Here is a 22,558-nt window from a genome sequence, read left to right as displayed (position 1 = left end):
ACAAAAGGCCCCTTCATGAACCGCGACAGTCGTCACCTGGAATCAGTCCTCCACCGCGACATTCCCCTGACGCAAGCCATGGGCGTCAAAGTGCTCGACTGGCACGACCAGCAACTGCGCCTGCACTTGCCGCTGGAAGCCAACGTCAATCACAAAAGCACCATGTTCGGCGGCAGCCTGTACTGCGGCGCGGTGCTGGCGGGTTGGGGCTGGCTGCATTTGCGGTTGCGTGAGGAAGGGATTGAAGACGGGCACATCGTGATTCAGGAAGGACAGATCAGCTATCCGCTGCCGGTGACCCTGGACGCGACCGCGATTTGCCAGGCGCCGAGTGCGGCGGTGTGGAAGAAGTTTTTGACGATGTATCAGCGCTACGGTCGGGCAAGGTTGACGCTGCATTCGCGGATTGTGAATGCAGGAAGTGAAGACGATGCGGTGACGTTTACCGGGCAGTACGTCCTGCACCGGTAAACCACAGAACCTGTGGGAGTGAGCCTGCTCGCGATGAGGCAGTACCAGCCAACGTGATAGTTGCCTGACCCGCCGCCATCACGAGCAGGTTCGCTCCCAAAAGGAACGACCTTAGCTGCGAGCCAGTTCCAGCAGCTTGTCGCGCCAGGCCGCTTTCGCTGGCAGCGCCAGGAAAAATTCATTCAACAGCGATTCCCGCGCCGGATAACAAAACGGCGCACCGCTCAAATCCAGCACTGCACCACCCGCCCCTTCCAGCACACCCTGCGCCGCCGCCGTATCCCACTGCGAAGTCGGCGCCAGACGTGGATAACAATCCGCCGCCCCTTCTGCCAACAGGCAAAATTTCAGCGAACTGCCGATATTGGCCAGTTGCAACTCACCCAGACTATCGCTCAACCCCGCCAGCAAGCGTTCCTGCTCGGGGCTCGAATGCCGGCGACTGGCGACCACGGTGAACGCCTCACCTGGCGGCGGAACCTCGCGCACGTGAATGGGCAACGGTTGCGCACCGGCATCACCACGCCACGCGCCCAGCCCGGCACCACCGACGTAGAAACGCCCGTTGGTCGGCATCGACACCACGCCAAACACCACACGACCTTGCTCGATCAGCGCGATGTTGACGGTGAATTCTTCGCTGCCCGAGATGAACTCCTTGGTCCCGTCCAGCGGATCGACCAGCCACCAGCGCTGCCAACCGGCGCGCACGCTCTGGGGGATGTTGGCGTCTTCTTCAGACAACACGGGGATGCTCGGGTCCAGCGCCGTCAGGCCGGCCAGAATCAGATGATGAGCGGCCAGATCGGCCGCGGTGACCGGTGAGTCGTCGGCCTTGGCGGTCACGGTCGTGCCGGTGCGCCAGAACGGCAGGATCGCGTCGCCAGCCTTCAATGCCAGTTCAATCACCGGCGCCATCAAGGGATGCGGGAAATTCATGGCAGGAACACCCCACGCTGAGTCAACAGATCACGGGCCAGGTACAGCGCCGCCAAGGCACGGCCCTCAGTGAATCGCGGGTTCTGGGCCAGGCCGGACAGTTCACGCAGATTGATCTTGTCCACGCCCATCGGCTCGGGCTCGTCGCCTTCCAGCCTTTCTTCGTACAGATCCGTGGCCAGCACCACCTGAATTTTCTGGCTCATGTAACCCGGCGACAAGGACAACTCAGTCAGATGCTCCAGCTGTCGCGCGCCATAACCGGCTTCTTCCTTGAGCTCGCGCTCCGCCGCCGCCAACACGTCTTCGCCCGGCTCGATCAAGCCCTTGGGCAGCGACAGCTCGTATTCATCGGTGCCGCCGCAATATTCCTCCACCAACACCGCGTGGTCCGCGTCAAGCATCGCCACAATCATCACCGCGCCATAACCGGCGCCTTTGCCGACCAGTCGCTCATAAGTGCGCTCCACGCCATTGGAAAAGCGCAATTTCAGCTCTTCGACGCAGAACAAACGGCTGGTGGCGACAATCTCGCGGGCGAGGATGGTGGGTTTCTGGCGCATGAAAAGCTCCTTGGCGTGAACGCGTTACTATACCCGGCCTATCCTGATTGTTGACCTCGGATATCTTTTTTACCGTTGGAGAAGTTTTTTATGTCACTGCTGCCGTGGCGCGACATCGACACCGTTCTGCTGGACATGGACGGCACGCTGCTGGACCTGCACTTCGACAACCATTTCTGGCTGGAACACCTGCCCCAGCGTTACGCCGAGTTGCACGGGGTGAGCCGGGCCATGGCCGAGATGGAATTGCAGCCGCTGTTTGAACGTAACGCCGGTCAGTTGCAGTGGTATTGCCTGGATTTCTGGAGCGCCGAACTGAAGCTGCCAGTGCGCGAACTGAAACTGGAAACCGCGCACCTGATCGCTTTGCGCCCGGATGCGGATACGTTCCTGGAGGCGATCAAGCAGGCCGGAAAACGCGTGGTGATGATCACCAATGCGCACAGAGATTCGCTGTCACTGAAACTGGAACGGATTGAACTGGCGCCTTACTTCGAGCGGTTGATCAGTTCCCACGATTACGGCTTCCCCAAGGAGAATCCGCAGTTTTGGCAGGCATTGCAGGCGGACATCGGCTTCGATCCGGCGCGCAGCCTGTTTATCGACGATACGGTGCCGATCCTGCGCAGTGCGCGGGATTTCGGTGTTGCGCATTTGTTGGCGGTGCGGGAACCGGACAGCCGCAAAGGGCCGAAAGACACGGCGGAGTTTGCGGCGGTGGTTGATTACCGGGAGTTGATTGCCGGGCTTTAGACCGCGTCGCCTGCATCGCGGGCAAGCCACGCTCCCACAGGTTCTGAGTCGTGCGCACCTTTTGTGAACGACACAAATCCCGTGGGAGCGGGCTTGCCCGCGATGGCCATCACCCGGTCTTGAGACTTACTCAGGAATCCGCAACGACTGCCCCGGATAAATCTTGTTCACATCCTTGAGCATCGGCTTGTTGGCCTCGAAGATTTTTTGATACTGGTTGGCATCGCCATACACGCGCAAGGAAATCGCACTCAGCGTGTCGCCCTTCACAACCGTGACAAAGGTTGCAGCCTTCACCACCGGCCCGGTCACCGTAATCTGGTCATCCACGCTGCCGACACCGGCGATATTGCCCACGGCCAGCAGGATTTTCTCCTTCTCTTCCTGGCTTGCCACCTCACCGGTCACCGTGACTTTGTCGCCATCCACTGTCGCCTGCACATTCGGATTACCCAGGCCGACCTTGCTGATGTGTTCCTTCAACTGCTCGCTGGCATTGGCGTTGCCCGGCGTCAGCAGATCGATAAGCTTTTCGCCTGCTTCTTTCACAAAGCTAAAAATACTCATGGTGCACTCTCCTTGGTTTTTTTGGTTCCAGACGCAAAAGCCTAGACCAAGGTTGCAACACCCGGCTCCCACCCGACCAATGACGCCGCCGCCCCCCAGGCGCTAGAATCCCGACCTCCCCGCACCCTGGAGCGAAGATGGACATCAAGCAGCTGAAATTCCTCATCGCCCTCGACGAAACCCGGCATTTCGGCCAGGCCGCGGCGCGTTGTCATATCACCCAGCCCACCCTGTCCATGCGCTTGCGCAGCCTTGAAGAAGAACTTGAGTTGCCATTGGTTAACCGTGGCCAGCGTTTCGAAGGTTTCACTGCGCCGGGCGAGCGGGTGCTGGCCTGGGCGCGCACGGTGCTGGCGGCTTACGACGGTTTGCAGGCAGAAGCCGCTGCCTGCCGCGGGAATCTGGTCGGCACGCTGCGTCTGGGCGTAGTGCCGCTGTCGAGTTTCGATCCGCTGCCGCTGTTGCAACGCTTGCACGGCGAACACCCAAACCTGCGCTTCGAACTCTCGGCGCTGAGCTCCGAGCAGATCCTCGAACAACTGGCGAACAATCGCCTGGACCTCGGTGTGTCGTACCTGGAACGTCTGGATGCCGAACGTTTCGACTCTCTGGCCTTCAGCGAAACCCGCATGGGCCTGCTCTACGATCAGCGCTTCTTCACGTTCGGGGAGGCGCCGCTGAGTTGGGAGTCGCTAATCGAACTGCCGCTGGGCATGCTCACCAGCGGCATGCACTTTCGCCAGTCCATCGACCACAATTTCCACAGCCGCGGCCTTACTCCGCAGCCGCTGTTGCAGACCGACGCCGTGCATCAACTGTTACAAGCCGTTCATGGCGGGTTGTGTTGTGCGGTAATGCCGCTGGAAGGCGGCCTGGAAAACCTGACTGACCATCTGCGCCTGCAACCGATCGAAAACGCCCAGACCCTCGGCCGGCTGGGGCTGATCATGCGGCGCAGTGCTCCACGCTCGGCGTTGGCGGAAGCCTGTTTCGCGATTTATCAGCAATCAATGACAAACTCTTGATCGACGCCATCTATCGGTAGATCAGTAATAGCAATTAGACGCGACACTTTGACGCGCATAGGCTTAAACCTGACTAAACCGTCGGTGATGCCCCATGAACGCCAAGCGCCCTGTTTGCGCGGCGCCAGCCCTCGAAACGCCCGCGCCCTCCGCCAGCCAAACGTACAGTTACAGCGATCTTCAATACACCGATTCGGCCAGCACCGCGCTGGCCGAAGAAGTCGCGTTGGCGATTGCCTATAACGGCATCAGTCAGGCGGTGATGCTGGTGACACCGACGGACCTGGAAGACTTCATCGTCGGTTTCAGCCTCGGCAGCGGCATCATCGAAGACGCCTCCGACATTTATGACCTGCAACTGAGCGGTTCGGGATCGGCGCAGTACGCGCAAGTGACCATCGCCAACCGCGCCTTCTGGAACCTCAAGCAGCAGCGCCGGCAACTGGCCGGCACCAGCGGTTGCGGACTCTGCGGCGTGGAAGCGGTCGAGCAGGCCCTGCCGGACCTCAAGGTGCTACCCGGCACACCGCTGCCGCCCGCCGAATGGCTCGATGGCTTGCGCCAACGCATCGGTGCGTTCCAGCCGCTCGGCCAGCATTGCGGCGCGGTGCATGCGGCGGTGTTCATGAACGGTCAGGGCGAATTGCTGTTGGGCCGCGAAGACATTGGCCGGCACAACGCCCTCGACAAGCTGATCGGCGGGCTGATCCGGCAAAAGATCCCGACCACCGGCGGCCTGGCGATTGTCACCAGTCGTTGCAGCCTCGAATTGATCCAGAAAGTGTTGCGCGCCGGCATCCAGACCCTCGTCAGCCTGTCGTCGCCCACCGGCCTTGCCGTGCAATGGGCCCGTCGTCACAACTTAAACCTTATCCATTTGCCCCAGAAGAATGCGCCGCGGGTCTACAGCCCAGCGTTGGAGAATCAAGCGTGAGTCAACACCGTCAAGCCGACCAGAAACCCGTTCCTCGCTACAAGCCCTATAAAGGCCCGGCCGGCGGTTGGGGCGCGCTGGCCAGCGTTGCCCGGGCCTGGTTGACCAGCGACAACGCGCTGAAAAACCTGCGCATGATGCTCAAGACCAACAAGAATGGCGGGTTCGACTGCCCGGGTTGCGCTTGGGGCGATTCCAATGAAGCCGGCATGGTGGCGTTCTGCGAGAACGGCGCCAAAGCGGTGAACTGGGAAGCGACCAAACGGGCGGTCAACCCGGCATTCTTCGCTAAACACAGCGTCACCTCGCTGCTGGAACAGAGCGATTACTGGCTTGAATATCAGGGCCGCCTGACCGAGCCGATGATTTACAACGCCGAAACCGATCGCTACCAGCCCATCAGCTGGGATGATGCCTTTACCCTGATCGCCAAGCATTTGCGCGGTTTGTCGAGCCCGGATCAAGCCGAGTTCTACACCTCGGGACGTGCCAGCAACGAAGCGGCGTTCCTCTATCAATTGTTCGTGCGCGCCTATGGCACCAACAATTTCCCCGACTGTTCGAACATGTGCCACGAGGCCAGCGGCGTCGCATTGGCGCAGAGCGTTGGCGTCGGTAAAGGCACCGTGACCTTCGACGACTTCGAACACGCCGATGCGATTTTCGTCTGGGGCCAGAACCCTGGCACCAACCACCCTCGGATGCTCGAACCGCTGCGCGAAGCAGTGAAACGTGGCGCGCAGGTGGTGTGCATCAACCCGCTTAAAGAACGTGGCCTGGAACGTTTCCAGCACCCGCAACACCCGATCGAAATGCTCACCAACGGCGACAAACCGACCAACACCGCGTATTTTCGCCCGGCACTGGGCGGCGACATGGCGATCATGCGCGGCATGGCGAAATTCCTGCTGCAATGGGAGCGCAACGCGCAGAATGCCGGTGAGCCCGCCGTGTTCGACCACGACTTTCTTAATGAACACAGTGTCAACGTGCTGGAATACCTGGGCACCGTCGACGATACGCCGTGGGAGCAGATCGTCGCGCAGTCCGGCCTGACGCTCGTGGAAATCGAGCAAGCGGCGCGCATGTACGCCAAAGGCAAGAACGTGATCATGTGCTGGGCGATGGGTATCACCCAACATCGTCATTCGGTCGCGACCATCCAGGAAATCGCCAACCTGATGCTGCTGCGCGGCAATATTGGCCGTCCCGGCGCCGGCCTGTGCCCGGTGCGTGGCCACAGTAACGTGCAGGGCGACCGCACGATGGGCATCAACGAGCGTCCGCCGGTGGCGTTCCTCGATTCCCTGGAGCGTCGTGTCCAGTTCAAGGTGCCGCGCGAAAACGGTCACAACGTGGTCGAAGCGATTCATGCCATGGCCGAAGGTCGTGCAAAGGTGTTCATCGCTCTGGGCGGTAACTTCGCCCAAGCCACTCCGGACAGCACGCGCACCTTCCAGGCCTTGAGCAATTGCGACCTGACCGTGCAAATCAGCACCAAGCTCAACCGCAGCCATTTGGCTCACGGCAAAGACGCGCTGATCCTGCCGTGCCTGGGCCGCACCGACATCGATATCCAGACCGAAGGCCCGCAAGCGGTGACCGTGGAAGATTCGTTCAGCATGGTCCACGCCTCCAACGGCCAGTTGCAGGCGCTGTCGAACCAGATGCGCTCCGAGCCTGCGATCATCGCCGGTATCGCTGCCGCGACCCTGGGCAGCAAACCGGTGGACTGGAACTGGCTGGTGGCCGATTACCGGCGAATCCGTGACCTGATCGCCGACACCATTCCGGGCTTCAAGGACTTCAACGAGAAGATCAAGAATCCGGGCGGTTTCTACCTCGGCAACAGCGCCGGTGCTCGTCGCTGGAACACGGCATCAGGGCGCGCCAATTTCCGTGCGAACGTCCTGCCCAAGGATCTGGTGCACGAGCGCACTCGCGCTACAGGCGTGTTGCCGGACCTGATCATGCAGTCGATGCGCTCCCACGATCAGTACAACACCACCATTTATGGCCTCGACGACCGTTATCGCGGCGTGAAAGGGCAGCGCGATGTGCTGTTTGTGAACGAAGCAGACATCATTCGCCTGGGGTTCAAACCGGGGCAGAAGGCCGACATCGTTTCGATCTGGGACGATGGCCGTGAGCGTCGGGTGAAGGGTTTCACGCTGCTGGCGTTTGATATCCCCGCGGGGCAAGCGGCGGCGTATTACCCGGAGGTGAATCCGCTGGTACCGCTGGAAAGCACCGGGGATGGCAGTCATACGCCGACGTCGAAGTTTGTGGCGATACGATTGGAAATGGCGAGCGAGACCGGGTTGATTCTGGCGAAGTCGGCTTAACGCTTCGCCTGGTCTGGCCTCATCGCAGGCCAGCCTGCTCCCACAGAGATCTCTGTTGGTCACAGATATTGTGCTCAACACACAAATCCTGTGGGAGCGGGCTTGCCCGCGATTGCGTTTGACCTGCCGACTCTTGTCTCGACACTGTTCCAGTACTTTCCAATCGTCCACAAAAACGGCCATTCCGAAGTAGCTAAAGACCGGCGAAAAACAGTTAAGTTCCGGCTAAAAAACAGTAACTTAGGTATATCTATTGAAGTCGTGTCATTCGTCGGATTTCGATTGTAAGCCCCATGACTCAGCCTCAGGATCGCGCCGTCATCCCCTTGAGGTTCCTCTATGAAGTTCTCCTCGATTCTCTTGTTGTCCCTTGGCCTGGTCAGTGGCTTCGCTTCTGCCGGAGGCACCACCGAAGCAGGTGTGGGCGGCGCATTGGGCGGGGTTTTGGGCTCGGTCGTCGGTCAATCGTTAGGCGGCAACACAGGTTCAACCATTGGCGCGGCCCTGGGCGGTGCGGGTGGTAGCGCAGTCGGCGCAGACAAACGCAGCCGTGGCGAAGCGGCCATTGGCGGTGCGTTGGGCGCAGCGGGCGGTAACGTGGTCGGCCGCAGCATGGGCGGCACCACCGGCAGCCTGATCGGTTCCGCAGCAGGCGGCGGCGCCGGTGGCGCACTGGGTAACTACATGGGCAACAAGAGCGACGAGGACGATGATCGTCGCTCCTATCGCGGCCGTGGTGACGATCGTCGCTACTACCGTGATGGTCATCCCGGTCGCGGTCACGCCTATGGCCACCGCAAGCATCACCATCGCTATCGCGACTGAGGCTTGAATCGCCTCGTTTACCGGTAGATCAAGAAATCGCAGCCTTCTGGCTGCGATTTTTTTTGCCGGTCAAACCACCAACCGCTCCAGCGCACCACGCAATCCACCAGGAATCGCCACCGGCTGATTCGACGTCCGATCCACAAACACATGCACGAAACGCCCCGCCGCACAGGCTTCGTCTTCACCGTCCTTGAACACCGCCAGTTCGTATTGCACCGAGCTGTTACCCAGCTTGCCCACCCGCAAACCGATCTCGATTCGGTCGGGGAAAGCGATGGAGGCAAAGTAATCACAAGCCGAACTCACGACAAAACCCACCACCTCGCCGTCATGGATATCCAGACCGCCGACTTCGATCAGATAAGTGTTCACTGCCGTGTCGAAAAAGCTGTAATAGGTGACGTTGTTGACGTGACCGTAGGCATCGTTGTCGTGCCAGCGCGTGGTAATGGGCTGGAAGTGAGGGTAGTCGGTGCGTTGGGGCATGAGCGTCAATCCCTGAAGTTGTGTGGCCAGTCTAAAGCGAAAACCGAGTCGCGTTCATCGCTGGCACAGGCGCTATATCAATCACCGGTCAGCAAACCCCTTACTCACCGCCGCCAACTCCCCAATCAACCGCGCCGGTTGCCAGTGATCACCCTGCCGGGTTTCAAGCGCCAACAACCGCTGATGAATATCCGCCAATCCCTGCTGATCCGCCCAGGCCATCGGCCCGCCCTTGTCCGCCGGAAAACCATACCCGTTGAGGTACACCAGGTCGATGTCATGCGCCGACGTCGCAATCCCTTCCTGAAGAATCTTCGCACCCTCGTTGACCAGTGCCAGCAAGCAGCGCTCCAGAATCTCCTCAGGCGCGATCTCGCGACGCTGGAAGCCCAAGTCTTCGCTGACCTTCAGCACCAGCGCATCCACCTGCTCGTCGTGCTCAGCCTGGCGACTGCCCGCTTCGTAGTGGTAATAGCCGTTGCCACTCTTCTGCCCGAAACGGCCCAGTTCACACAGACGATTATCCACTTGAACCTGCGGCGCATCCTGCCCCTTGCCCGCCAGCTCCCGAGCGCGCCATTCGAGGTCGATACCGACCACGTCATACATGCGGAACGGTCCCATGGCGAAACCGAAGCCCTGCAGCGCCGCATCCACCTGATAGGGATAAGCACCTTCAAGCAGCATCTTGCGCGCTTCCAGCACGTAGGTTTTGAGCATACGGTTGCCGATGAACCCCTCGCAGTTGCCCGACACTACGCTGACCTTGCCCATGCGCTTGCCCAGCTCCAGCGCGGCATCCAGCACCGCCGGCGAAGTCTGTGCACCACGAACGATTTCCAGCAGTTTCATGATGTGTGCCGGGCTGAAGAAGTGCAGGCCCAGGACGTGTTGCGGACGGCGGGTGGCGGTAGCAATAGCGTCGATATCCAGCGCCGACGTATTGCTGGCCAGTATGGCTTCGGGCTTGAGCAGGCCATCCAGTTCGCGGAAGATTTTCTGCTTCAGTACAAGGTTTTCGTAAACCGCTTCGATCACCAGATCGACCTCACGGATCGCCGCATAATCGGCAGCCGCCGTGACCCGTGCAAGGCGCGCGTCAGCTTCAGTCTGATCAATCCGCCCCTGCCGCACGTTGTGCGTGTAGGTTTCCGCCACGCTGACCAGCGCCTGCTCAAGCATCTGCGGATTGTTATCGACCCACTGCACCGGCACCCCGGCATTGGCCAGGCACATGACAATGCCACGGCCCATGGTGCCCGCACCGATGACGGCAGCGCGCTGAATGTTGAACGGTGTCTGGCTCATAGTTGTTCTCTTGTGGGCGATCCAAAGACAGACCCCACCATAGTCAGCCACCACGCATTTTTGAAATTTATTCCTGTGATGGGGGACATTCAGCGGATGGATCTACATCTGCCAAACGCTGGGATCCCTGTGGGAGCGAGCTTGCTCGCGATTGCGGACTCACATTCAACATTGATGCTGAATGTGATGACCTCATCGCGAGCAAGCTCCCACAGAGGCACGGTTCAACCTGAAAGATGTTGTTCAGCCCACCCCCGCACTTCGCCATACGGGTAATCCTCCAGCGCGGCAAACCCCGGAATCGACCGCGCCTTGAGCTTGGTAAACAGCGGCACGCTGATCCCGCACAAAAACCGAGTCACGCGCTCCGCTGAGGGAACGCTGCCGACGTGCTGTTCATGCTTGTGGATAAAACCACCGCACAGCGCCTCGAAGTTTTTATCCACAAGCGCCGGTAACTCTGGCGGCGCAGGCAGTCGTGCCACATGCCCGTGACACACCGAGCAATGCCCACACTGCTGCGGCGCGTTTTCATCACCGAAGTACTCGGCCAGGCGTTTACCTAGGCAGTGGTCAGTGGCAAACAGATCCAGCATGGCGTGAATCCGCGCGATCTCGGTGCGTTCGTGCCGAGTGAAACACTCATGCAGTTCAGCACTCAGCGCCTGACTGTCGAAATCCGTTTGCAGCAGGCTGTAGACCTCGGTCATCTGCTTGCTTTCCAGCTCGACCCAACCCTTTTCCTGGAAGTAATCCAGCGCCTTGACCACCCGATTGCGCTCGGCTTGATGCTGTTCGTACAGCGCATCGAAATTCACCGTCGCCCAGGTCCGCGCGCGACTGGAGGTCTGGATGATGGCGGCGACAAAATCCTTGCGCTCACCCTCGAAGCGGGCGAGCAAGTCTTCCGGCTCGAGCAAATACTTGAAGCGGTATTCGGCGTAATAGGCGTAACGCGGGGCGATGATCCTGCGCAGTTCCAACTGCACCAACAAGGTCTTGAGCGGTAACTGGCGAATGTTGCTCTGGTCGGCCAACGGCCCTAGCAAAAACTCCCATTGCCCCTCGGGCGCGGCAGCTTGCAATTCGTCGAGCACGTGACGGATGCCGTCCAGTTCCGGAGTGTCGCCATAAACGAAGTTTTCCAGCACATTGAGGCTATCGCGGTTGGCCAGTACCAGGCAGTCCGATGGCTGCCCGTCACGTCCGGCGCGGCCGATTTCCTGGCTGTAGTTTTCGATGGATTTGGGCAGGTCGAAATGCACCACATTACGGATGTCACTCTTGTCGATGCCCATGCCGAAGGCGATGGTGGCGACGATGCAATTGGACTGGCCACCCATGAAGCGTTTCTGAATGGCTTCGCGTTGCTCGTGAGGTAAACCGGCGTGATAGGCCTCGGCCTGGATGCCGTTACGACCCAGGTGTTCAGCAATGTGCTCGGCGGTTTTCTGCAGGGTGACGTAGACGATGCTCGGCTGGTCGGGACGCTCGCTCATCCATTCGACAAGGCGTCGGCGTTTGTCCTGACCGCGCACCGGTTCCACCAGCAAATTGAGGTTTGGCCGGTAGAAACCGGTGGTCACCACGTCTTCAGGCGCGATGGCGAATTTCGCTTCCATATCCGCGATCACTTTCGGGGTCGCGGTGGCGGTCAGCAACAATGCCTGAGGGATGTTGAACTGGCGCTGGTAGTCCGGGAGCTTGAGGTAGTCGGGGCGGAAGTTATGGCCCCACTCCGAGATGCAGTGTGCCTCGTCCACCACCAGCAGCGAGATCGGCACCTGCTGCAGGAAGTTGCGAAAGCGCTCGTTCTTCAGGCGCTCCACGGAAATCATCAGGATCTTCAATTCGCCGGACTTGGCGCGAGCCATCACATCACTGGCGTCATCGCGGCTTTGAGCCGAATCGATACTGCCTGCCGAAATGCCATGGCGTTGCAGGAATGCCAATTGATCCTGCATCAAGGCGAGCAGCGGCGAGACCACTAGTGTCAGGTGCGGCAGCAGCACTGCCGACATCTGGTAACACAGGGACTTGCCTGAACCCGTGGGGAAAATCGCCGCCGCCGAGCGCCCGGCCATCACTGCGCTGACCACCGCCTCCTGGCCTGACCGAAACTGTGGATAACCGAAAACCTGTTCCAGGGTGTTGTGCATAAGCTGTCACTCCGTTGACCGCTGCGAAGCCCAAAGCCTAGCCGGTGATCGCAGCGAGTCGAGAAAAGGTCGGGGGCAAAAACGATACGGGATGATACAGCGTCCATCAGCCCAAACCTTCGCCACAGGTTGAAACAAACGGGGCACTTTGCCTCCCTGACGCTTCACCCCTTTTCACCGGTAAGGTTCACCTTCAAAAAAATGCCCTCTCCGCGCAATGTTCAACACGGCAGGAAAGCCTGATGTACGCGGAGATTTACGAAGGAACGACCATGCTTCAACGACCCATTTTTTCACTCCCCCCCGTGCTTGCATTACCCTTTTTGTTAAGCGGCTGCCTGACGAACCCCACGCAGCCGTCCATCGACCCGACCCCGTTCGAGACACTGGAATATCAGGGCCAGCAGGGCCTGGCGGTCATTAACGCTTCAACCCTGTATGCCCGCGGCGGCACTGGCCAGGGGGTGGCCGTAGCGCTTGTCGACTCAGGCCTGAACAGCAACTTGCCGGAATTTCAGGGAAGAATCGCTGACCCCGGTTTTGACTATGTCGAGAATCGCGCCGGCACCTTCGACCGGGTGGGTCACGGTACCCAGATGGCCGGCATTCTCGCCGCCAACAAAGATGACCAGGGCATGCACGGTGTTGCATTCAACGCACAGCTGATCCCATTCCGTTTCGGCGACGATAACGAGCCGTTTTTCTTCGACACGGAGATTGCACAATCCTGGCAGGCCGGTTTCGACAAGGGGGCGCGCATCCTCAACAACTCGTGGGCCAATGCCATTCCGGCGACAGAGATCAATGAGGCGCGTTACAAGCAGGTCATGCCGGAGTCGTTGGTGACTGCCCGGAAACTGGTTCAGGACGGCGCTGTTTTTGTGTTCCCGACGGGTAACGAACTGAAACGGGAACCGCTGGCCGAACCCGGCTTGCCGATCGCCATACCCGAACTGGAAAAGGGCTGGATCGCCGTGGTCGCACTGAAAAACGACGGCAGCGCCATCAATGCCAAATCCAACTATTGCGGCGTGGCGGCAGCCTGGTGCATCGCAGTACCTGGCGGTGATTCCGGCGCAGGGCAAGGACTGCTGACCACCAGCAAGGACGGAAAATACGCACAGACCGCCGGCACCTCGCCTGCTGCCGCCATGGTCAGCGGAGCCCTGGCAGCATTGCAAAGCCGATATCCCGAACTTACCGCGCAGCAAGTACGCGAACGCCTGCTGGCAACAGCGAACCGAACAGGTATCTATGCCAACAGCGAGGCATACGGTCGAGGTTTGATGGATCTTGAGGCGGCTTCGCGTCAGGCTCCGGAATCCACGATCAACTGAGCCGCAATGGGTGGGACAGCGTCATCGGGTTTTGCCCTCGACAGCGCTAGGGCACCAAAACCGCCACCCGAAGTTGCTCATTCAACGCCTGCTCATGAAACACCTGGCTCTTGCTCGCCCACGCCGCGTGGGCAGGGCTGATTTCGCCGGTGAACGCTGCGGCCAACTGACGCAAATCAGCGACGCTTCGCACACGCGGGCAGAACGGTTCGCCATCGCAGTTCTGACTGGCGTTGCGGTAGGTGGTCAGCAACCGATCCCACAATCCATCACGCACCTGGCGTACAGACTTGAGCTTCACTGCCTGCACGCCCAGACGCTGTTTCAGCCCCTGTTCGTCCAGCGATTCGCTGGCCAGCAACGCCTTGCCAAACATCAGCACCTCAGCGCGGGACGCGGTGTCCATGTTCGCTTGAGTGGTGAGGGCGTCCGGCCAGCCCGTTCGGTCCATGTTGGCCAGCATCATCGAACTACCGGCGTCGGCCGCGCCCGTCAAACGACAAACACCCGCCCACAACAACAAAACCGAGGCCATACGTAACCACTGCATACCTAATTCCCTTTAAGTGCCTAACCAGGCATTTTCGAAATGCCCTACAGATTCTGGCGCGCACCATACAGAGGTTTACTGCGCCGCGCCTGATAAACACGTAGGAAATTTCACCCGTAAGGGTTTCGGTCAAAAAAATCTCGGGAAACGCGTAGGGCCAATGCCGAAGACCAGTAAATCCCCTACACACTCTGTCGATTGCGGCTGTATTGCCGCAGCACGCCGTCCCCTTCATAGTTTTCGGCGCGGCTGAAACAGTGTGTCGGCCTGCCCGACTTCCCAAAGGACTGCCCCGATGCAAGACCGCTATCGCCCCCTCAAAAGCAGCTACAGCGACTCCCCGGTCCTGGTCATCGACACCGAGGCCGACCCGCACGAAATCCTCGACGCCGCCCGACAACGCATCCGCGCCGCCAGCGACCTGCTCGAAACGCTGTACTGCCTGTGCTTCAAACAGGCGGACGCGAGCGACATTCCCAACATCGTCAACGCGCTCTACCTGCTGACCCAGGATGGCAACGAACTCCTCGAAATCGCCCACCAACGTCTGCCGAAACTCACCGCGGGTTGATGCCCCCCGGCGCAATCCCCTGTGGGAGCGAGCTTGCTCGCGATGAACGATAACGCGGTGTGCCTGACTAAAAATTTCGGCTGGGGATAACTCCGTAGGCAACGCCCTATCAAAGCTTCATCCCGGTCCTACAAAAGAAGACACCTTGTCGCCTATCGCTAACAGGCGACTGGTATCTATAGTCGGATGGTCGCTGCCAAATCAGCGACTCGGGTTTGGTCACCTGAATTTGAGAGAAAACTTACGCATGACCTTGTATGCTGCCGACTTCTTTTGTGTCGGCACGCTTTATGGCGGCTGTGTTTGGGACGCTTCTGCGTACCCGGGTTTTCTCTCCCTGGTTGACCAACCTGAACACAGTCCGCCACCCATCGTTTGGTCACGATAGTGGCGGGTCCTCAGCTACATAAAAGAGAGATTTTAAATGAATACTTGGAACCCGCTCACAGATCGCTACCGCCCCCTCGAAACCAACCTCACCGATTCCCCGCCCCTGATCATCGACACAGAAGCCAACCCGCAAGACATCCTCGAAGCCGCCCTCCAGCGCATCCGAGCCTCCAGCGAACTACTCCGAACCCTGCACTGCCAAAGCTTCGAGCAAGGCGATATAGAAGACATCCCCCACATCACCCACGCGCTCTACCTCCTGACCCAGGACGGCTGCGATCTGCTAAAAGTCGCCCAACAACGCATGATGGGCTGGAAAGCGCCTGCCTGACGTCGAGTGAACAGATCGTTCTCGCGCTGTGCGTGGGAGCGATCCAACACAAAGCGGTGGAAGCCGTCTTCGAACACTGGAGATAACCATGAGCACTTCTTTTGATCAGGCCAATAAGGGGCAACACACCATGAACCTCGCCCCCAACTTCCCCGACGACCACACCATGCACCTGCTCATGCAGCTGCTACACGAAGAACTCGGCCTGCCCGAACGTAAAACCATCAGCCTCAGCACCTCGATCAACTTCGATTTGGGCTGCGACGGCGCTGACGTCCGGCATCTGATGGAAGCGCTGGAAGAACAGTTCGGTGTCGACTTCGTGGACTACGATGCCTATCGCTACTTTCAGCCGGAAGGGTTCGACTTGCTTCTCAAGCGAAGGGCAAAAGGTCGCGGCGATAAAGTCCCACTAACCATCGGCATGCTCTACCAAGCTGTCAAGTTGCAACGCTGGGATACCCAAACGCTTGAAGGCCTCTAGCAGAACGTATAAGTGGCATTATTCTGACTGGTCATCACAAATTTGGTTGGAATAATGGCAGTTTAAATAAACTGCCCTCCTTGCGTATCGGCAGCACCGTATTACCAAACAGAGTCTTGAAACTCATTGAGGAAGTCCAGCAAGCCATAATATAAGTGCTATTATTCTGGCAGTTAATGCCTAAAAACGAAGGAATAATGGCACATGGCTAAGAAAACAGCGCCCCTGCTGCCAGCTTCATCCAGACTGCTCGCGGAGTTTGGCGAACGACTGAAACTCGCTCGTTTACGTCGCAGGCTGACAGCCAAGCAAGTCGCCGAGAGAGCAGGCATGTCACTGACAACGCTTCGTTCCCTAGAGTCCGGAAGCTCAGGTGTGACGATGGGGGCCTATGTGTCTGTGATGCAGGTGCTGGGCCTGGAGAAAGACTTGAGCAAGCTCGCCGAAGCGGATGAGTTGGGACGCCAATTGCAAGATGCGCAATTGATTCCACGAGCGAACGCAGCAACCAGTAAACGCCAACGAGCGCGCAACGTGACTTCAACGAAAGCGTCTTCCCCCATCCGTGACAAGACGACTGAAGCACTGGAAAGCCCTATCTCCGAATTGGATATCGAGGTTGATTTCCCATTGAACACCCAGTCTTTTTCCAGTTTGTTTGCCGATAAAAAATCCAGGGCCAAGACGGAGAAAAAATGACACTGATCGCGGTGTATGCCGATTGGGAATCTCTGAATGGGCCAAGGCGCCTTGGGTTCCTGCATGCCGCCAAGGCTTGCGCTACCAACGTGTTCGAGTTTGAGTACGACGCTGCCGCATTGATTGATCCCGAGTTGAACTTCACGACGCTGGATCCCCGCATCAGGCTCTTCGAAGGGCGACAATTCCCTGGGCAGCGCCAAACCCGCTTCGGTGTTTTTGCGGACTCAAGCCCGGATCGCTGGGGGCAATTACTGATGAAGCGTCGACTGGAGAGAGATATTCGCGACGGCTTTGTGCCCAAGGGCAGCAAGCTGTACGAGTCGGATTTCCTGTTAGGTGTTCACGACCTCTATCGAGTCGGTGCTATCCGCTACAAACTCAATGACGAAGGCCATTTTCTGGATGATCGAGATGGGTTGGCAGCGCCACCCTTTATCGAGCTGCGTGCGCTGGAGCAGGCAAGTCGAGCGTTGGAAAACGACCCGGACAACACCTCGCTCGATGGGCGCGAACGGCTGAGAATGTTGATCGCCCCCGGCGGCTCATTGGGCGGTGCCAGACCGAAGGCCAGCGTTGCTGATAAAAATGGTCACCTGTGGATCGCCAAGTTTCCGAGCACCCGAGACGACTATGACATCGGCGGGTGGGAATTCGTGGTGAATGTCCTGGCCAATGAATGCGGTCTGCGAGTGGCGAACGGTCTTGCGCAACGCTATGCAAGCGACCATCACTGCTACATGGTCAAGCGCTTCGACCGCACCGCAACCGGTGGCCGACTACATTTTGCCTCAGCCATGACCATGACCGATCGCGTGGACGGGGACGACGCATCCGTAGGTGCCAGCTATCTGGAGCTGGCAGAAGTACTCATGAAGCACGGCTCGGAAACCGACAAGGATCTTCGAGAGTTGTGGTCGCGCATCGTGTTCAACATCCTGGTCTCCAATACCGACGACCACCTGCGTAACCATGGATTCCTCCTTGATCCCGGTCGTGGATGGCGACTGTCTGATGCCTACGACATGAACCCTGTAGCACACGCTGATGGGCTGAAGCTAAACATTACCGATGCCGACAATGCTCTGAATCTCGAACTCGCTCGCGAAGTAGCCGAATACTTTCGGGTTGGCCACAATGATGCGGCAGAGATTATCGAGCGTTTCCAGGGGGTGGTGAGCCAGTGGCCAAAAGTGGCCGACGCGGTGGGGCTGTCGAAGCGCGAGCAGGACAATATGGCGCCTGCATTCCGACTTTCGGGAAATTAGTTTTCTGTGGCCATCAACGCCGAAGGCAGGGACACTCCGATGGCTGGAAGCGTCTCTAGCATCGGCAGCACACACCTATAAGGACATAGCGTGGACGTATTGATGGGCTTACTCGCCGCTTTACTGTGGGGCGGCACGGATTTTCTGGTGGGGTTGAATGCCCGCGCAGTGGGCGTCAAACGCGCGGTGTACTTTGGTCAGGCTTTGGGTTTCAGCATCATGAGCCTACTGTTGATCGCCTTCCCCGCGTTCATCCTCAAATCGATGTCGGCGTCACTCACTGTCTGGCTGATTGGCACTGTCGCCGCCGTGCTGACCGTGTCCGGTGCGCTCGCCTTATCCAAAGCGTTCGCCCTCGGCAAAGCGTCTATTGTTGCGCCACTGGTGACCTCTTACGGAGTGGTGACGACGTTGCTGTCCTGGGCTGGCGGTGAGCAGATCAGCCTGATGCAACTGCTGTGCATTGCCCTGTGCGTGATTGGGGTCATTCTCTCCAGCATTCATTCCGACTCGAAGATTCCACACACGACTCAAGCCAGCAGCTCCATTGCCTATGCGCTGTTGGCCGCTCTTTTCTACGGCACCAGTTTCTGGCTGCAAGGTCACTTCGTTCTTCCAGTGCTTGGACCGGTGACGATGCTTTGGCTCGCGTATCTGATCGGGCTGATCGTGCTGGTGGCCATCGTTCTGAGAATCGAGGACGGTCTGAAAATTCCGCCGTTGAAAAACTGCATGACGCTGACCGGCGCCAGCCTGATGAATCTTGGTGGATTTTCTTCATTCGCCTGGGGCGCGGTGGCTGGATCGGTTTCGGTGGTAACGGTGATCAGCACGCTGTCCGGAGGAATCGCGGCGATCCTCGGATATGTGTTCTTCAAGGAGAGACTGGCGAAGATACAGGTGCTCGGCGTGGTTCTGGTATTGGTCGGCGCGTTCGTTTTACACCTGAAAACCTAAACCGCGCCCACAAAAAAGCCGCCCTTTTGGCGGCTTTCTCATTACATCAAACCAATCTTACAACTTCGGCCCAGCCGCCTTGATCGCGTCGCTCACTTCGAACTTCTTGAAGTTCTCGACAAACAACCCGGCCAGTGCTTTAGCGGCTTCATCATAAGCAGCCTTGTCAGCCCAGGTATTACGCGGGTTCAACAGGCCAGTCTCAACGCCCGGTACGGCCAGTGGCACGTCGAGGTTGATGGTGTCGAGGTGCTCGGTTTCAACACCGATCAACGCGCCGCTCTGGATCGCTGCGATCACGCCGCGAGTGGTCGGGATGTTGAAGCGTTTGCCGACGCCGTAGCCGCCGCCGGTCCAGCCGGTATTGACCAGGTAGACCTTGGAGCCGAAGCCGCGGATGCGTTTGATCAGCAGTTCTGCGTATTCGCCAGCCGGACGCGGGAAGAACGGTGCGCCGAAGCAGGTGGAGAAGGTCGACTTGATGCCGCTGCCGGAACCCATTTCGGTCGAGCCCACCAGAGCGGTGTAGCCGGACAGGAAGTGGTAGGCCGCTTGTTCTTCGCTGAGGATCGAAACTGGCGGCAGTACGCCGGTCAGGTCGCAGGTCAGGAAGATCACAGCGTTTGGCTCGCCACCGAGGTTTTTCTCGGAACGCTTGGCAACGTGCTCCAGCGGGTAGGCGGCGCGGCTGTTCTGGGTCAGGCTGACATCGGCGTAGTCGGCGTGCTTGGCGTCGTCGATCACGACGTTTTCCAGGACTGCGCCGTGCTTGATGGCTTTCCAGATGACCGGTTCGTTCTTCTCCGACAGGTCGATGCACTTGGCGTAGCAGCCGCCTTCGATGTTGAAGACAACGCCTTCGCCCCAGCCGTGTTCGTCGTCACCGATCAGGTAACGGCTTTCGTCGGCGGACAGGGTGGTTTTACCGGTGCCGGACAGGCCGAAGAACAGGGTCACGTCGCCCGCTTCGCCGATGTTGGCGGCGCAGTGCATTGGCAGTACGTCGGCAGCCGGCAGCAGGAAGTTCTGCACCGAGAACATGGCTTTTTTCATTTCACCGGCGTAACGCATGCCGGCGAGCAGCACTTTCTTCTGGGCGAAGTTGATGATCACGCAGCCGTCGGAGTTGGTGCCGTCACGCTCTGGTACGCATTCGAAGTTGGCAACGTTGAGCACTTGCCACTCTTCACGGCCAGCCGGGTTGTACTTTTGCGGGTTGATGAACAGGCAACGACCGAACAGGTTCTGCCAGGCAGTCTGGGTGGTCATCTTCACAGCCAGGTAGTGGTCTTCAGACGCACCTACATGCACGTGGGAAACGAAGTGGTCTTGCGCGTTGTTGAACGCCTCGACGCGAGCCCACAGGGCATCGAACTTGTCGGCCGGGAACTTGCGGTTGATCGGGCCCCAGGCGATGGAGGCCTGGGTGGTCGGCTCTTCAACGATGAAACGATCGACTGGCGAGCGGCCGGTACGGTGACCGGTGCGAACAACCAGTGCGCCGGTATCGGCAAGCTCGCCTTCACCGCGACTCAGAGCTTCTTTTACCAGATCATCAACACTCAGATCGGTGTACACGGCGTTATTGGCTTGCGTCATGAGATTCCCCGTCGGCCAGTGGCCGAGTGTGCTCCAAACGTTTTGTAGTAGAAAGTCGTGCACTACTACCGCGACAAAAAGTGGGCCGGATTATGCCAGAAACGCCCAAAAATAGTAGGGCCCTCCCGTCGTAACGGCGTTATTCCGGCGTTAAGCAGTGAATTTACCTGCGCTGAACCGTTTTAGTGACGGGTATCTGACGGCGTCTCAACGCCCGCGCCGGCGAATAATTGAGCAATATCGGCGGCGTCGAACAGGTAACGTTCATTGCAGAACTGACAGTCGATTTCGATGTTGCCACCGTGTTCGACGATCAGGTTCTGCGCATCTTCCAGACCCAAACTGACCAAAGCATTCGCAGAACGTTCGCGCGAGCAGCTGCAATGGAAGCGCAACTTCTGCACATCGAACAGCCGGACCTGCTCTTCGTGATAGAGACGATGGAGCACGGTTTCGTTGTCCAGACTGAGCAATTCATCAGCCGTCAGGGTGCTGCCCAACGCGGTGATGTGCTGCCAACTGGCGGCGCGCTCTTCTTCGTCTTTCAGACGGTCGGCGGGCAATTGCTGCAACAAAAGGCCACGGGCGCGGCGGCCATCGGCGTACAGCCAGAAACGCGTGCCCACCTGCTGGGACATGACGAAATAATTAGTGAAGCACTCCGACAGGGTTTCACCATCGAGGTCGACGATGCCCTGGTAGCGCTGGCCGTGGGTCGGGTCGACTGTCAACGCCAGCACGCCGTTCGGCATCAGGTCGGCGAGGGTTGCGTCGGCGGGGATCTGGTCCGCCTCATAACGGGCCAGACCACGGATTTCACGTTCGCTGGAACATTCGATCATCAGCAACGGAATCGGGCCATCGGACCGTGCCTGAAGAATCAGCAGACCATCAAATTTCAAGGTGCCGACCAGCAATGACGCCGCGGCCATCAGTTCGCCAAGAAGTTGCGCAACCGGCTCCGGATACGGGTGTTTGGCCAGTACTTCGGCGTAGCTGCGCTCCAACGAAACCAGCTCGCCGCGGGTGTCGCTGTCATCGAAGATGAAGCGTTGGGTGTAGTCGGTATCCGGTAGATCGGTCATAGGTCTGGGTATCTGAAGTCAATGATAAAAAGGTTACAAACAAGATAATTGCGCCTCTGCAGCACCGTTTTGGCGCGCACTGTTCAGCCATGGAGGCATTTTATGAACAATCCGGATTTGTTCCAAGCAAGGTGGGACGTCCGCCGGTGGCGTTATGCAATTTGTGCCACCAGCGCTGCTGGCCTTCTGGTTATGGCCTACAGGTCAGATGCTGTGTGGGATTTTCGACGAGCGGCTTCCCATCCACTCGATTCGCCGCTGGCGACTCCCCCCATATGGCTGCGCATTCGGGTAAATGCAAGTCTGCGCCCATTCGATGCAGTGGTCGGAGGGTGACAGGGTGTTCACTGGGCAAGGCTGGCGCCTACAGGTGATCGCGTTTTTATGTGGGAACGAGCCTGCTCGCGAAGACGTCAGCCCAAACGACACAGAAGCAACAACCTCACTCGTCGTTGCTGCTCCCACGAAATTTAAACAGATCCCGCCGCTGCTTCTTGCTTGGCTTACCGTCGGTGCTCACGCCCAGCGAGCCCGCCTTGCGCATCGCCGCAGCCGCTTCGCGCTTGGCGATGCTGGCTTCAGTTTCCGCGTACAACGTCTGCGCCTCCGGCGCACCACGGCGCACTATCGATAGCGCCTGGACCACCACCGTGCGCTCCTCGAACCCTACTCGAATCTGAAACTCGTCGCCGACCCTCGGTTCCTTGCCCGGCTTGCAGCGTTCGCCACGGCAATGCACCTTGCCGCTTTCAATCGCGGCTTTGGCCAAAGCACGAGTTTTGTAAAAACGCGCAGCCCACAACCATTTATCGAGACGGACCCTGTCGTCTTCTTCCTGTTTTTGTGCCATATGAATTCCTCTTTCGGCCAATAGTCGGAACTGTACTACCGTTTCTGTCGGGCGCAAGA

At 58.8% G+C, this 22,558-nt stretch carries 23 protein-coding genes and 1 pseudogene; 14 read left to right on the top strand and 10 right to left on the bottom strand.

The window, feature by feature from the left end:
* Window positions 1-15 precede the first annotated feature (15 nt).
* A complete protein-coding gene (locus tag Q7W83_RS01105) occupies window positions 16-471 on the top strand; it encodes a thioesterase domain-containing protein (RefSeq protein WP_150631854.1) in 456 nt (151 codons plus the stop codon).
* A gap of 111 nt (window positions 472-582) precedes the next feature.
* Here the strand turns inward: Q7W83_RS01105 and cysQ are convergent, their stop codons facing one another.
* Together cysQ and nudE are read right to left on the bottom strand one after the other, a co-directional pair.
* A complete protein-coding gene (cysQ, locus tag Q7W83_RS01100) occupies window positions 583-1,410 on the bottom strand; it encodes a 3'(2'),5'-bisphosphate nucleotidase CysQ (RefSeq protein WP_150654322.1) in 828 nt (275 codons plus the stop codon).
* Window positions 1,407-1,973: an ADP compounds hydrolase NudE gene (gene nudE / locus Q7W83_RS01095; RefSeq protein ID WP_150631856.1), complete on the bottom strand. Its 567-nt coding sequence runs from the start codon at window positions 1,971-1,973 to the stop codon at window positions 1,407-1,409. The genes cysQ and nudE overlap by 4 nt, the downstream gene beginning before the upstream one ends.
* 90 nt (window positions 1,974-2,063) lie before the next feature.
* Between nudE and yrfG the strand changes: the two genes are divergently transcribed.
* A complete protein-coding gene (yrfG, locus tag Q7W83_RS01090) occupies window positions 2,064-2,726 on the top strand; it encodes a GMP/IMP nucleotidase (RefSeq protein WP_150631857.1) in 663 nt (220 codons plus the stop codon).
* 126 nt (window positions 2,727-2,852) lie between these two features.
* Here the strand turns inward: yrfG and lysM are convergent, their stop codons facing one another.
* On the bottom strand, window positions 2,853-3,293 hold the full coding sequence (lysM, locus tag Q7W83_RS01085; protein ID WP_150631858.1) for a peptidoglycan-binding protein LysM: 441 nt from the start codon (window positions 3,291-3,293) through the stop codon (window positions 2,853-2,855).
* Window positions 3,294-3,430: 137 nt separating this feature from the next.
* Here lysM and Q7W83_RS01080 point away from each other — a divergent pair, with 137 nt between their 5' ends.
* The 4 genes from Q7W83_RS01080 (at window position 3,431) to Q7W83_RS01065 (ending at window position 8,422) form a co-directional block, all read left to right on the top strand.
* A complete protein-coding gene (locus Q7W83_RS01080; RefSeq protein ID WP_150631859.1) occupies window positions 3,431-4,318 on the top strand; it encodes a LysR family transcriptional regulator in 888 nt (295 codons plus the stop codon).
* A gap of 94 nt (window positions 4,319-4,412) precedes the next feature.
* The gene (gene fdhD / locus Q7W83_RS01075; protein ID WP_473655560.1) at window positions 4,413-5,252 is read left to right on the top strand and encodes a formate dehydrogenase accessory sulfurtransferase FdhD; all 840 of its coding nucleotides are present in this window, start codon (window positions 4,413-4,415) and stop codon (window positions 5,250-5,252) included.
* The gene (locus Q7W83_RS01070; protein WP_473655559.1) at window positions 5,249-7,597 is read left to right on the top strand and encodes an FdhF/YdeP family oxidoreductase; all 2,349 of its coding nucleotides are present in this window, start codon (window positions 5,249-5,251) and stop codon (window positions 7,595-7,597) included. The genes fdhD and Q7W83_RS01070 overlap by 4 nt, the downstream gene beginning before the upstream one ends.
* Window positions 7,598-7,936: 339 nt before the next feature.
* Entirely contained in the window at window positions 7,937-8,422 is a 486-nt protein-coding gene (locus Q7W83_RS01065) for a glycine zipper domain-containing protein (RefSeq protein WP_150631862.1), read from the top strand.
* Window positions 8,423-8,491: 69 nt separating this feature from the next.
* Here the strand turns inward: Q7W83_RS01065 and Q7W83_RS01060 are convergent, their stop codons facing one another.
* The 3 genes from Q7W83_RS01060 to Q7W83_RS01050 all read right to left on the bottom strand — a co-directional run bounded on the left by Q7W83_RS01060 (window position 8,492) and on the right by Q7W83_RS01050 (window position 12,378).
* The gene (locus Q7W83_RS01060; RefSeq protein ID WP_473655558.1) at window positions 8,492-8,911 is read right to left on the bottom strand and encodes an acyl-CoA thioesterase; all 420 of its coding nucleotides are present in this window, start codon (window positions 8,909-8,911) and stop codon (window positions 8,492-8,494) included.
* 81 nt (window positions 8,912-8,992) lie between these two features.
* Window positions 8,993-10,219, bottom strand: coding sequence for a 3-hydroxyacyl-CoA dehydrogenase (locus Q7W83_RS01055; protein WP_473655557.1), 1,227 nt, complete (start codon window positions 10,217-10,219; stop codon window positions 8,993-8,995).
* A gap of 224 nt (window positions 10,220-10,443) precedes the next feature.
* Complete coding sequence (locus Q7W83_RS01050) at window positions 10,444-12,378, bottom strand: RecQ family ATP-dependent DNA helicase (protein ID WP_473655556.1); 1,935 nt, start codon at window positions 12,376-12,378, stop codon at window positions 10,444-10,446.
* A 272-nt stretch (window positions 12,379-12,650) separates the two neighbouring features.
* On the opposite strand from Q7W83_RS01050, the gene Q7W83_RS01045 reads away from it, so the two are divergent.
* Entirely contained in the window at window positions 12,651-13,715 is a 1,065-nt protein-coding gene (locus Q7W83_RS01045; protein WP_150636415.1) for a S8 family peptidase, read from the top strand.
* Window positions 13,716-13,761: 46 nt separating this feature from the next.
* On the opposite strand, the gene Q7W83_RS01040 is transcribed toward Q7W83_RS01045, so the two are convergent.
* Window positions 13,762-14,265 (bottom strand): polysaccharide deacetylase, encoded by a 504-nt coding sequence (locus Q7W83_RS01040; RefSeq protein ID WP_150633116.1) that lies wholly within the window; start codon window positions 14,263-14,265, stop codon window positions 13,762-13,764.
* 295 nt (window positions 14,266-14,560) lie between these two features.
* Here Q7W83_RS01040 and Q7W83_RS01035 point away from each other — a divergent pair, with 295 nt between their 5' ends.
* From Q7W83_RS01035 to Q7W83_RS01010, 6 genes are all read left to right on the top strand, one after another.
* The gene (locus Q7W83_RS01035; protein WP_150635899.1) at window positions 14,561-14,836 is read left to right on the top strand and encodes a hypothetical protein; all 276 of its coding nucleotides are present in this window, start codon (window positions 14,561-14,563) and stop codon (window positions 14,834-14,836) included.
* 424 nt (window positions 14,837-15,260) lie between these two features.
* Window positions 15,261-15,557 carry a hypothetical protein gene (locus tag Q7W83_RS01030; protein ID WP_150633118.1) on the top strand — a complete coding sequence of 99 codons (297 nt, stop codon included), beginning with the start codon at window positions 15,261-15,263 and terminating at the stop codon, window positions 15,555-15,557.
* A gap of 130 nt (window positions 15,558-15,687) precedes the next feature.
* A complete protein-coding gene (locus Q7W83_RS01025) occupies window positions 15,688-16,041 on the top strand; it encodes a DUF1493 family protein (protein WP_473655791.1) in 354 nt (117 codons plus the stop codon).
* A 204-nt stretch (window positions 16,042-16,245) separates the two neighbouring features.
* Window positions 16,246-16,740 (top strand): helix-turn-helix domain-containing protein, encoded by a 495-nt coding sequence (locus Q7W83_RS01020; RefSeq protein ID WP_150635903.1) that lies wholly within the window; start codon window positions 16,246-16,248, stop codon window positions 16,738-16,740.
* Window positions 16,737-18,008, top strand: a complete 1,272-nt coding sequence (locus tag Q7W83_RS01015; protein WP_150654323.1) for a type II toxin-antitoxin system HipA family toxin — start codon at window positions 16,737-16,739, stop codon at window positions 18,006-18,008. Before Q7W83_RS01020 ends, Q7W83_RS01015 begins: the two co-directional genes overlap by 4 nt.
* A 102-nt stretch (window positions 18,009-18,110) precedes the next feature.
* A complete protein-coding gene (locus tag Q7W83_RS01010; RefSeq protein ID WP_150633179.1) occupies window positions 18,111-18,965 on the top strand; it encodes a DMT family transporter in 855 nt (284 codons plus the stop codon).
* 57 nt (window positions 18,966-19,022) lie between these two features.
* Here Q7W83_RS01010 and Q7W83_RS01005 read toward each other — a convergent pair whose 3' ends face one another.
* Window positions 19,023-20,564: a phosphoenolpyruvate carboxykinase gene (locus Q7W83_RS01005; RefSeq protein WP_473655555.1), complete on the bottom strand. Its 1,542-nt coding sequence runs from the start codon at window positions 20,562-20,564 to the stop codon at window positions 19,023-19,025.
* Between the two features lie 182 nt (window positions 20,565-20,746).
* A complete protein-coding gene (gene hslO, locus Q7W83_RS01000) occupies window positions 20,747-21,649 on the bottom strand; it encodes an Hsp33 family molecular chaperone HslO (protein WP_150633122.1) in 903 nt (300 codons plus the stop codon).
* Between the two features lie 102 nt (window positions 21,650-21,751).
* Between hslO and Q7W83_RS00995 the strand changes: the two are divergent.
* Window positions 21,752-21,979, top strand: a pseudogene (locus Q7W83_RS00995) (phosphatase PAP2 family protein); the annotation flags it as partial.
* 112 nt (window positions 21,980-22,091) lie between these two features.
* Here Q7W83_RS00995 and Q7W83_RS00990 read toward each other — a convergent pair.
* Window positions 22,092-22,499 carry an RNA-binding S4 domain-containing protein gene (locus Q7W83_RS00990; protein WP_150633123.1) on the bottom strand — a complete coding sequence of 136 codons (408 nt, stop codon included), beginning with the start codon at window positions 22,497-22,499 and terminating at the stop codon, window positions 22,092-22,094.
* Window positions 22,500-22,558 lie beyond the last annotated feature (59 nt).

It is taken from the genome of Pseudomonas sp. 300 (genome assembly GCF_055803035.1).
The sequence above is the reverse complement of the archived record's forward strand: the minus strand, read 5'-3'. Positions and strand labels throughout refer to the sequence as shown.

Bases quoted from the DNA above. Each gene is read 5' to 3' on its own strand.
- Q7W83_RS01105 (WP_150631854.1), top strand. From the start codon at position 16: ATGAACCGCGACAGTCGTCACCTGGAATCAGTCCTCCACCGCGACATT.
- cysQ (WP_150654322.1), bottom strand. From the start codon at position 1,410: ATGAATTTCCCGCATCCCTTGATGGCGCCGGTGATTGAACTGGCATTG.
- nudE (WP_150631856.1), bottom strand. From the start codon at position 1,973: ATGCGCCAGAAACCCACCATCCTCGCCCGCGAGATTGTCGCCACCAGC.
- yrfG (WP_150631857.1), top strand. From the start codon at position 2,064: ATGTCACTGCTGCCGTGGCGCGACATCGACACCGTTCTGCTGGACATG.
- lysM (WP_150631858.1), bottom strand. From the start codon at position 3,293: ATGAGTATTTTTAGCTTTGTGAAAGAAGCAGGCGAAAAGCTTATCGAT.
- Q7W83_RS01080 (WP_150631859.1), top strand. From the start codon at position 3,431: ATGGACATCAAGCAGCTGAAATTCCTCATCGCCCTCGACGAAACCCGG.
- fdhD (WP_473655560.1), top strand. From the start codon at position 4,413: ATGAACGCCAAGCGCCCTGTTTGCGCGGCGCCAGCCCTCGAAACGCCC.
- Q7W83_RS01065 (WP_150631862.1), top strand. From the start codon at position 7,937: ATGAAGTTCTCCTCGATTCTCTTGTTGTCCCTTGGCCTGGTCAGTGGC.
- Q7W83_RS01060 (WP_473655558.1), bottom strand. From the start codon at position 8,911: ATGCCCCAACGCACCGACTACCCTCACTTCCAGCCCATTACCACGCGC.
- Q7W83_RS01055 (WP_473655557.1), bottom strand. From the start codon at position 10,219: ATGAGCCAGACACCGTTCAACATTCAGCGCGCTGCCGTCATCGGTGCG.
- Q7W83_RS01050 (WP_473655556.1), bottom strand. From the start codon at position 12,378: ATGCACAACACCCTGGAACAGGTTTTCGGTTATCCACAGTTTCGGTCA.
- Q7W83_RS01045 (WP_150636415.1), top strand. From the start codon at position 12,651: ATGCTTCAACGACCCATTTTTTCACTCCCCCCCGTGCTTGCATTACCC.
- Q7W83_RS01040 (WP_150633116.1), bottom strand. From the start codon at position 14,265: ATGCAGTGGTTACGTATGGCCTCGGTTTTGTTGTTGTGGGCGGGTGTT.
- Q7W83_RS01035 (WP_150635899.1), top strand. From the start codon at position 14,561: ATGCAAGACCGCTATCGCCCCCTCAAAAGCAGCTACAGCGACTCCCCG.
- Q7W83_RS01030 (WP_150633118.1), top strand. From the start codon at position 15,261: ATGAATACTTGGAACCCGCTCACAGATCGCTACCGCCCCCTCGAAACC.
- Q7W83_RS01025 (WP_473655791.1), top strand. From the start codon at position 15,688: ATGAACCTCGCCCCCAACTTCCCCGACGACCACACCATGCACCTGCTC.
- Q7W83_RS01020 (WP_150635903.1), top strand. From the start codon at position 16,246: ATGGCTAAGAAAACAGCGCCCCTGCTGCCAGCTTCATCCAGACTGCTC.
- Q7W83_RS01015 (WP_150654323.1), top strand. From the start codon at position 16,737: ATGACACTGATCGCGGTGTATGCCGATTGGGAATCTCTGAATGGGCCA.
- Q7W83_RS01010 (WP_150633179.1), top strand. From the start codon at position 18,111: ATGGGCTTACTCGCCGCTTTACTGTGGGGCGGCACGGATTTTCTGGTG.
- Q7W83_RS01005 (WP_473655555.1), bottom strand. From the start codon at position 20,564: ATGACGCAAGCCAATAACGCCGTGTACACCGATCTGAGTGTTGATGAT.
- hslO (WP_150633122.1), bottom strand. From the start codon at position 21,649: ATGACCGATCTACCGGATACCGACTACACCCAACGCTTCATCTTCGAT.
- Q7W83_RS00990 (WP_150633123.1), bottom strand. From the start codon at position 22,499: ATGGCACAAAAACAGGAAGAAGACGACAGGGTCCGTCTCGATAAATGG.